The organism is Aquabacterium sp. A08 (assembly GCF_011742065.1).
Window position 1 is genome coordinate 1 of the sequence record NZ_JAAQQT010000629.1, and the last position, 8,758, is coordinate 8,758.

Sequence of the window (8,758 nt, forward strand, 5' to 3'; positions counted from 1 at the left end):
CACTCATGGACATCAAGGTTCCCGACATTGGCGATTTCGACGAGGTCGCGGTCATCGAACTGCTGGTCAAGCCCGGCGACACGGTCAAGGCCGAGCAGAGCCTCATCACCGTCGAGTCCGACAAGGCCTCGATGGAGATCCCCTCGTCGCACGCCGGCGTGGTCAAGGAGCTCAAGGTCAATCTGGGCGACAAGGTCAGCGAAGGCTCGGTGGTGCTGGTGCTGGAAGCGGAAGGCACTGCAGCGGCCCCCGCACCGGCTGCTGCGCCTGCAGCCGCACCCGCTGCGGTCCCGGCCGCTGCGCCGGTGGTGGCCCCCACGGCCGCCAGCTTCGGCGGCTCGGCCGACATCGAATGCGACGTGCTCGTGCTGGGCGCCGGCCCCGGCGGCTATTCGGCCGCCTTCCGCGCCGCCGATCTGGGCCTGAAGGTCGTGATCGTCGAGCGCTACGCCCAGCTGGGTGGCGTCTGCCTGAACGTGGGCTGCATCCCGTCCAAGGCGCTGCTGCACGTGGCCGCTGTCATGGACGAGGTCAGCCACATGGCCGACTTGGGCGTCGACTTTGGCGCCCCCAGCGTCAACATCGACAAGCTGCGCGCCCACAAGGAAAAGGTCATCGGCAAGCTGACCGGCGGTCTGGCGGCGATGGCCAAGATGCGCAAGGTCACCACCGTGCGCGGCTACGGCGCCTTCGTCGGCCCCAACCATGTGGAGGTCGAAGAGACCACCGGCACTGGGCAGGAGAAGACGGGCACCAAGAAGATCGTGGCCTTCAAGACCTGCATCATCGCCGCCGGCTCGCAAGCCGTGCGCCTGCCCTTCATGCCCGAGGACCCGCGTGTGGTGGATTCCACCGGCGCGCTGGCGCTCACGGGCTTGCCCAAGAAGATGCTCATCGTCGGTGGCGGCATCATCGGCCTGGAGATGGGCACGGTCTACAGCACGCTCGGCGCGCGCCTGGACGTGGTCGAGATGATGGACGGCCTGATGCAGGGTGCCGACCGCGACCTGGTCAAGGTCTGGGAGAAGATGAACAAGGGCCGCTTCGACCACATCATGTTGAAGACCAAGACCGTGGGTGCCACGGCCACGCCCGAAGGCATCCAGGTGCAGTTCGAGGGCCTGGATGGCAGCAAGAGCGAAGGCACCTACGACCTGGTCTTGCAGGCCGTGGGCCGCACGCCCAACGGCAAGAAGATCGCCGCCGACAAGGCCGGCGTGGCCGTGACGGACCGTGGCTTCATCAATGTTGATATCCAGATGCGCACCAACGTGCCGCACATCTTCGCCATCGGTGACATCGTGGGCCAGCCCATGCTGGCGCACAAGGCGGTGCACGAGGCGCACGTGGCGGCCGAGGTGATCGCCGGGGAACTGCAGGGCAACAAAGAGCTGGCGGCAGCCGCCTTCAACGCCCGCGTGATCCCCAGCGTGGCCTACACCGACCCCGAGGTCGCCTGGGTGGGCCTCACCGAGGATCAGGCCAAGGCCCAGGGCATCAAGGTCAAGAAGGGGCTGTTCCCCTGGACGGCTTCGGGCCGCGCGATTGCCAACGGCCGCGACGAGGGCTACACCAAGCTGCTGTTCGACGACTCGCCCGAGGCCCACGGCCACGGCAAGATCCTGGGCGGCGGCATCGTGGGCACGCACGCCGGTGACATGATCGGCGAGATTGCGCTGGCCATCGAGATGGGCGCCGACGCGGTGGACATCGGCAAGACCATCCACCCGCACCCCACGCTGGGCGAGAGCATCGGCATGGCGGCGGAGGTGGCGCACGGGTCGTGTACCGATCTGCCGCCCTCCAAGCGTTGAGCCTGACCGGGTCCGCCTCCGTGGCGGCCCGGTGCGCGCCAGTTCCCTGACCGGAGCGCGGTCTGCCCCTTCATTGGGGCAGGCCTGGGGCTCAAGTGGGGCTCAGCCTGGCAGTGGCAGGGCGCTGGTGCACTTGATTTCGTCCATGCACACGCTGGAGCGCACCGCCGCCACGCCGGGCAGTTTCATCAGCGTGTCCATGAGGAAGCGCGACAGCGAGGGCAGGTCCCGCGCCGTCACCTTGAGCATGTAGTCGAAGTCGCCGGTCACCGAATAGCACTCCAGCACGTCGTCCAGGCTGCCCACCAGGTCCTTGAAGTGATGCAGCTCGCGCACGTGCCCGCGCTCCATGGACACGTGGATGAAAGCCACCACCGTCAGGCCCATGCGCGGCGCGCTCAGGCGGGTTTCGTAGCGCTGGATGTAGCCCTCCTCCTCCAGCCGGCGGTGGCGGCGCAGGCACTGCGCCGGCGACAGGCTCACCACTTCGGCCAGCTCCAGGTTGGTGCTGCGCGCGTGGGTTTGCAGGTGCGCGAGCATGCGCAGGTCGATGCGGTCCAGTTCGTTGGTGGGCATGGGGGGTGGTCTCGGGGGCAATGGCGCAATTATGTTGCGCCGTGGGCCATTTGGGTGAAACGCCGGTTCATGCATCGCCCCGCTGGCGCGTGCGGGTCATACCGTGCAGGACCGGGCTGTGGACCCGTGGCACCACGACCGCTTTTCGGGCCGGCTGTGCTATAGTTTGGCGATGCCAGTCCGTGGGTTGGCATCCTTCAAAGCCCTTGTAAGTCTCTGATTTGCAAGGGTTTTTCGATTGTTGCGGCCACCTGGCCCGCCGGTGCGTGTGTCTGGGGCCCCAGGCCCACGCGGCGTGAGGATCTCCATGTCTGACATTTTTCCCCTGGACGAACTCGAACCGCAGGGCCTGCCCTACAGCGCAGACCGCCAGATCGCCCAGCTGCGCGTGCCCCCGCACTCCATCGAGGCCGAATCCAGCGTGCTCGGTGGCCTGCTGCTGGACAACGCCGCTTGGGACCGCGTGGCCGACCTGGTGAAAGAGTCGGACTGCTACCGCGCCGAGCACCAGCTGATCTACGGCGCCATCGCCGCGCTGATCAACGCCAACAAGCCGGCCGATGTGATCACCGTGTTCGAGCACCTGAGCAGCCAGGGCAAGGCCGACGAGGTGGGGGGCTTGACCTACCTGAACACCCTGGCACAGTACGTGCCGAGCGCGGCCAACATCCGGCGCTACGCCGAGATCGTGCGCGAGCGCGCCATTCTGCGCAAGCTCATCACCGTCAGCGACGAGATCGCCACCAACGCCTTCAACCCCAAGGGCAAGGCGGTGGCCAACATCCTGGACGAGGCCGAGCAGAAAATCTTCAACATCGGCGAAGAAGGCAGCCGGATGAAGCAGGGTTTCCAGTCCATGGATTCCCTGGTGGTGGACCTGCTCGACCGGGTGCAGGAAATGGCCGACAACCCCAACGACATCACCGGGGTGCCCACCGGCTTCATCGACCTGGACCGCATGACCGCTGGCCTGCAGGCCGGCGACCTGGTGGTGCTGGCGGCGCGTCCGTCCATGGGCAAGACCGCGTTCGCCATCAACATCGCCGAACACGTGGCGCTGAACGAGGGCCTGCCCGTGGCGGTGTTCTCCATGGAAATGGGCGCGGCGCAGCTGGCGGTGCGTATCGTCGGCTCCATCGGTCGCATCAACCAGGGCCACCTGCGCACCGGCAAGCTGACCGATGACGAATGGCCGCGCCTGACCGAGGCCATCGAGCGGCTGCGCACCGTGTCGCTGCACATCGACGAAACCCCGGGCCTGACCCCCAGCGAACTGCGTGCCAACGCCCGCCGCCTGGCGCGCCAGTGCGGCAAGCTGGGCCTGATCGTGGTGGACTACCTGCAGCTGATGAGCGGCAGCAACAGCGACGGCGAAAACCGCGCCACCGAACTCGGCGAAATCTCCCGGGGCCTGAAGATGCTGGCCAAGGAGCTGCAGTGCCCGGTGATTGCGCTGTCGCAGCTCAACCGTTCGGTGGAGCAGCGCACCGACAAGCGCCCCATGATGAGCGACCTGCGCGAATCCGGCGCCATCGAGCAGGACGCGGACATCATCATGTTCATCTACCGCGACGAGTACTACACCAAGGACGCCTGCAAGGAGCCCGGCGTGGCCGAAATCATCATCGGCAAGCAACGCAACGGGCCCACGGGCACGGTCAAGCTGGCGTTCATGAACATGCTGACCCGCTTCGAGAGCCTGGCCGGGTATTCCGACGATTTCTGACGCGCGGCCCCACGCACGGTCAAAAAAACCCGGGGCCTGCCCGGGTGGTTCACATGGGAAGGTGCCTCAGAGCACGTCGCTGGCGAAATCCGCCAGGCGCGAGCGTTCGCCGCGCGCCAGGGTGATGTGCCCGCCGTGCGGCCAGCCCTTGAATCGGTCCACCGCGTAGGTCAGGCCGCTGGAGCCTTCGGTCAGGTAGGGCGTGTCGATCTGCGCCAGGTTGCCCATGCAGATGATCTTGGTGCCGGGGCCAGCGCGCGTGATCAGCGTCTTCATCTGCTTGGGCGTGAGGTTTTGCGCCTCGTCGATGATGACGTACTTGTTCATGAAGGTGCGCCCGCGCATGAAGTTCATGCTCTTGACCTTGATGCGGCTGCGCACCAGTTCGTTGGTGGCGGCGCGGCCCCATTCGCCGGCGTTGCCGCCTTCGCCCTTGGCCAGGAATTCCAGGTTGTCGTCCAGGGCGCCCATCCAGGGGCCCATTTTTTCTTCCTCGGTGCCGGGCAGGAAGCCGATGTCTTCGCCCACGCTCACGGTGGCGCGGGTCATGATGATCTCGGTGTAGCGGCGCTCGTCCAGCACCTGGGTCAGGCCAGCGGCCAGGGCCATCAGCGTCTTGCCGGTGCCGGCGGTGCCGGCCAGGGTGACGAAGTCGATCTCGGGGTCCAGCAACAGGTTGAGCGCAAAGTTCTGCTCGCGGTTGCGGCTGGTCACGCCCCACACCGCGTTTTTCAGGTGGGTGTAGTCCTTCAGGGTCTTGAGCACGGCGGTTTTGCCGCGCACCTCGGTCACGCGCGCGTACAGCGGCGGCTCACCCGGCGCCTCAAAGTAGACGAACTGGTTGATCACCATCTGCTCGGCGATCGGCCCGCCGATGCGGTAGAAGGTGTGGCCGCCCTGTTGCCAGCTTTCGATGGTCTTGCTCTGGCGCGTCCAGAAGTCGGCCGGCAGGGGCAGGGCGCCGGTGTAGAGCAGTTCGTCGTCGTCCAGCGCCTTGTCGTTCTGGTAGTCCTCGGCGGCCAGGCCCAGGGCGCGGGCCTTGATGCGCATGTTGATGTCCTTGGACACCAGCACCACCTCGCGGCCGGGGTGTTTGTCGGTCAGGGCCTGCACCACACCCAGGATCTGGTTGTCGGCCTTGCCCTGGGGCAGCCCACTGGGCAGGGTGTGGCTGAGCGCTTCCGTCTGGAAGAACAGCACGCCGCTGGCGTCTTTGTTGCCCAACGCGGCCAGGGGCAGGCCCTGGGCGATGTCGCCGCCGTTGTGGGCCGCCAGGCTGTCCAGCGTGCGGCTGGCTTGGCGCGCGTTGCGGGCCACCTCGCTCATGCCCTTCTTGTTGCTGTCCAGTTCCTCCAGCACGATCATCGGCAGGTAGATGTCGTGTTCCTCGAAGCGGAACAGGCTGACCGGGTCGTGCATGAGCACGTTGGTGTCGAGCACGAACAGGCGGGTCGGGCCGGTCTGGGCTTTGGTGGCCTTGCGTTTGGCGGGGGCCCGGGTGGTGGGCGGGGCGGCGCTGGCGGCGGCGGAGGCCACGGCCACCGGTTCGGCGGCCGGCGTGGGCGGTGCGGCCAGCAACGCCGGCTGTGGGGCCGCGGCGGTGCGGCGCGGGCGTGCGGCCGCCGGTGCGGCCGGTGCCGCGGAGGCGGTTGCAGCAGCCCGGCGGCTGGTGCGGGCGGGCACGGTGCGGGCCGGTGTGGCCGTGGCTGGAGCGGATTCGGCGTCCGGCACCGGCGCGGCGGCGGCCTCGTTCACGGCGCTGGGTTGGACGCGGGCGGCTTTGCGGGTGGGGGCGGGAGGCAGAGGGGGCATGAGCGTGGGCGTGAACGAAAGTCGCAGGGGCAGGGGCCAGAAAGCAAAAAGCCGCCAGGGTTCACCGGGCGGCTGGGGGCAGGGGGGCGATGCGGTGCGTGAGTGGTCTCAAAAGCATAGATTCATTATGCACCACGCCCCGCCCGTGCCGATGGAACGGCAGGGCCAGGCATCAGGCGGCTTTTTTCAGCAGCTTGACGGCCTTGAGCACGTCTTCGACGTGACCCGGGACCTTCAGGCCGCGCCATTCCTGCAGCAGCAGGCCATCGGGGCCGATCAGGAAGGTGCTGCGCTCGATGCCCTTGACCTTCTTGCCGTACATGATCTTGTTCTTGACCACGCCAAACATGTGGCACATCTTTTCTTCGGTGTCCGCGATCAGCTCAAACGGCAATTCCAGTTTGGCCTTGAAGTCGTCGTGGGACTTCATGTTGTCGCGCGAAACGCCAAACACCTGAGCGCCGGCCTTGACAAAGTCTTTGTACTTGTCGCGGAACTGCATGGCCTCGGTGGTGCAGCCAGGGGTGTTGTCCTTGGGGTAGAAATACAGGATGACTGTCTGGCCCAGGTGCGACTGGTTGGTGACCTTGACACCGCCGGTGGCGTTGGCTTCGAATTCTGGAATGGGTTTGTTGACTACAACGGCCATGAAGCGTATCCCTTGCGTGATGAGTGGGCGGCGAAGCCGTTCGGTAGAACGGCCGCGGTGCGCGCGGTGCGGGCGCGTACCCTTGTCCCTGAGGCAAACCAGTATTTTACTCCTAAGCCCCGCCTGGGTGAACCCCAGGCTCAATTCGGCTCGATGAGCAGGGCCACGACCACCCGCCGCCCTTCGCCGGCCAGGATGTTGTAGGTGCGGGCCGCGGCCATGGTGTCCATGGTTTCCACGCCGATGCCCCGTTCAATCAGCGGACGCAGCAGCGCGGGGGAAACGAAGCGCAGGCGCGCGCCGCTGCCGTAAATGACCAGTTCGGGCCTGTCCTCGACCAGTTGGGCGAAGTGGTCGGCGGTCAGGTCGGCCGCGCTGCGGCAGTCCCAGTCGCGCAGCCGGCCTTGGGAACTGACCACGACGCTGGCGTCGCGGCGTTGGCCATTGACCGCGACCCAGCCGGGGCCGTGGGCGGTGATGGCCAGGGTGTCCACGCGGTCGGGTTGGAGCTTCATCGTCGGGGTCCGGGAAAAGTGTGGTGAAATGAGAGGTTTCACTCGAGTGTCATTATGCCTGCCCAAAACATTCGCAAATCAGCCAAGCTGGCCAACGTTCTGTACGATGTCCGGGGCCCGATCGTGGATGCGGCAAAGCAAATGGAGGACGAGGGCCAGAAGATCATCAAGCTCAACATCGGCAACATGGCTCCGTTTGGGTTTGATGCGCCGGAGGAAATCCAGCAGGACATGATTCGCAACCTGCCCAACTCGGCGGGTTACTCGGACAGCAAGGGCATTTTTTCGGCCCGCAAGGCCGTGATGCACTACACCCAGCAGCAGGGCATTGAAGGCGTGACGCTGGAAGACATCTACTTGGGCAATGGCGCCAGCGAGTTGATCGTGATGGCGTCCAATGCGATGCTGAACGATGGCGACGAATTGCTGGTGCCATCACCGGACTACCCCCTCTGGACGGCCGCGACCAGTCTGGCCGGTGGCAAGCCGGTGCACTACGTGTGTGCCGAGGAGCGTGGGTGGCTGCCCGACATCGACGACATGCGTGCCAAGATCACGTCCCGTACCCGGGGCATTGTGGTCATCAACCCCAACAACCCGACCGGGGCGCTCTACCCGAATGAAACCTTGCTGGCCATCGTTCAGTTGGCGCGCGAACACGGTTTGGTGTTGCTGGTGGATGAGGTGTACGACAAAGTGCTGTACGAAGGCGTGAAGCACACGGCCATGGCCAGCCTGTCCACCGATGTGCTGACGCTCACCTTCAACTCCTTGTCCAAAGCCTACCGTTCCTGCGGTTACCGGTCGGGCTGGATGGTGATTTCAGGCCCGAAAGAGATCGCCAAAGACTTCATCGAAGGCCTGAACATGTTGGCCAACCTGAAGCTGGGCTCCAATGTGCCGGGGCAGTACGCGATCCAGACCGCGCTCGGGGGTTACCAAAGCATCAACGACCTGATCCGTGAGGGGGGGCGCCTGCGCCGTCAGCGCGACCTGGCCTACGAGTTGATCACCGCCATTCCGGGCGTGACCTGCGTGAAGCCGCAGGCGGCCTTGTACATGTTCCCCCGCCTGGACCCGCAGATGTACCCGATCCAGGACGACCGCCAGTTTTTCATGGAGGTGCTGCGGGCCACCCGTGTGATGTTGGTGCAGGGGTCGGGGTTCAATTACCCGGACAACCAGCATTTCCGCATCGTGTTCCTGCCCCATGAAGACGATCTGCGCGAGGCGATTGGCCGTTTGGCCAACTTCCTTGAGCAATACCGCAAGCGCCACGGCACCTGAGCCGCTGGCCCCACCGTTACCCGTTTTTTGACCGAGAACCGACCGATATGAAACCGATTCAAGTGGGCCTGCTGGGCATTGGCACCGTGGGCAGTGGCACCTTCAACGTGCTCCAGCGCAACCAGGAAGAAATCCAGCGCCGTGCCGGTCGTGGCATCCAGATCACCATGGTCGCCGACCTGGACGTGGCCCGCGCGCAAGCGGTGGTGGGCGAGGGTGTGACCGTGGTCAACGACGCCCGCCAGGTCATCGCCAACCCCGAGATCGACATCGTGATCGAGCTGATCGGCGGCTACGGCATCGCCAAGGCGCTGGTGCTGGAGGCGATTGCCGCGGGCAAGCACGTGGTCACCGCCAACAAGGCGCTGCTGGCCGTGCA

General features: G+C 65.7%; 8 protein-coding genes. 4 read left to right on the forward strand and 4 right to left on the reverse strand.

From position 1 onward, the window contains the following. On the forward strand, positions 1-1,814 hold a 1,814-nt coding region (gene lpdA / locus HA630_RS12565; protein WP_166835168.1), incomplete at its 5' end, for a dihydrolipoyl dehydrogenase. Between the two features lie 102 nt (positions 1,815-1,916). Here the strand turns inward: lpdA and HA630_RS12570 are convergent. Then, a complete protein-coding gene (locus HA630_RS12570) occupies positions 1,917-2,390 on the reverse strand; it encodes an Lrp/AsnC family transcriptional regulator (RefSeq protein WP_166835170.1) in 474 nt (157 codons plus the stop codon). 307 nt (positions 2,391-2,697) lie between these two features. Here HA630_RS12570 and dnaB point away from each other — a divergent pair, with 307 nt between their 5' ends. Then, positions 2,698-4,116, forward strand: a complete 1,419-nt coding sequence (dnaB, locus tag HA630_RS12575) for a replicative DNA helicase (RefSeq protein WP_166835172.1) — start codon at positions 2,698-2,700, stop codon at positions 4,114-4,116. A 66-nt stretch (positions 4,117-4,182) separates the two neighbouring features. Here the strand turns inward: dnaB and HA630_RS12580 are convergent, their stop codons facing one another. From HA630_RS12580 to HA630_RS12590, 3 genes are all read right to left on the reverse strand, one after another. Beyond that, positions 4,183-5,928 (reverse strand): PhoH family protein, encoded by a 1,746-nt coding sequence (locus HA630_RS12580; protein WP_166835174.1) that lies wholly within the window; start codon positions 5,926-5,928, stop codon positions 4,183-4,185. A gap of 172 nt (positions 5,929-6,100) precedes the next feature. Beyond that, complete coding sequence (locus HA630_RS12585; RefSeq protein ID WP_166835176.1) at positions 6,101-6,577, reverse strand: peroxiredoxin; 477 nt, start codon at positions 6,575-6,577, stop codon at positions 6,101-6,103. A gap of 140 nt (positions 6,578-6,717) precedes the next feature. Then, positions 6,718-7,092 (reverse strand): Mth938-like domain-containing protein, encoded by a 375-nt coding sequence (locus HA630_RS12590; RefSeq protein ID WP_166835178.1) that lies wholly within the window; start codon positions 7,090-7,092, stop codon positions 6,718-6,720. Positions 7,093-7,146: 54 nt separating this feature from the next. On the opposite strand from HA630_RS12590, the gene HA630_RS12595 reads away from it, so the two are divergent. Together HA630_RS12595 and HA630_RS12600 are read left to right on the forward strand one after the other, a co-directional pair. Further along, the gene (locus HA630_RS12595) at positions 7,147-8,379 is read left to right on the forward strand and encodes a pyridoxal phosphate-dependent aminotransferase (protein ID WP_166835180.1); all 1,233 of its coding nucleotides are present in this window, start codon (positions 7,147-7,149) and stop codon (positions 8,377-8,379) included. 47 nt (positions 8,380-8,426) lie between these two features. Next, positions 8,427-8,758 (forward strand): Gfo/Idh/MocA family oxidoreductase (locus HA630_RS12600; RefSeq protein ID WP_166835182.1); only part of this gene is annotated, 332 nt, incomplete at its 3' end.

Bases quoted from the DNA above. Each gene is read 5' to 3' on its own strand.
- HA630_RS12580 (WP_166835174.1), bottom strand. From the start codon at position 5,928: ATGCCCCCTCTGCCTCCCGCCCCCACCCGCAAAGCCGCCCGCGTCCAA.
- HA630_RS12590 (WP_166835178.1), bottom strand. From the start codon at position 7,092: ATGAAGCTCCAACCCGACCGCGTGGACACCCTGGCCATCACCGCCCAC.
- HA630_RS12585 (WP_166835176.1), bottom strand. From the start codon at position 6,577: ATGGCCGTTGTAGTCAACAAACCCATTCCAGAATTCGAAGCCAACGCC.
- HA630_RS12595 (WP_166835180.1), top strand. From the start codon at position 7,147: ATGCCTGCCCAAAACATTCGCAAATCAGCCAAGCTGGCCAACGTTCTG.
- HA630_RS12570 (WP_166835170.1), bottom strand. From the start codon at position 2,390: ATGCCCACCAACGAACTGGACCGCATCGACCTGCGCATGCTCGCGCAC.
- dnaB (WP_166835172.1), top strand. From the start codon at position 2,698: ATGTCTGACATTTTTCCCCTGGACGAACTCGAACCGCAGGGCCTGCCC.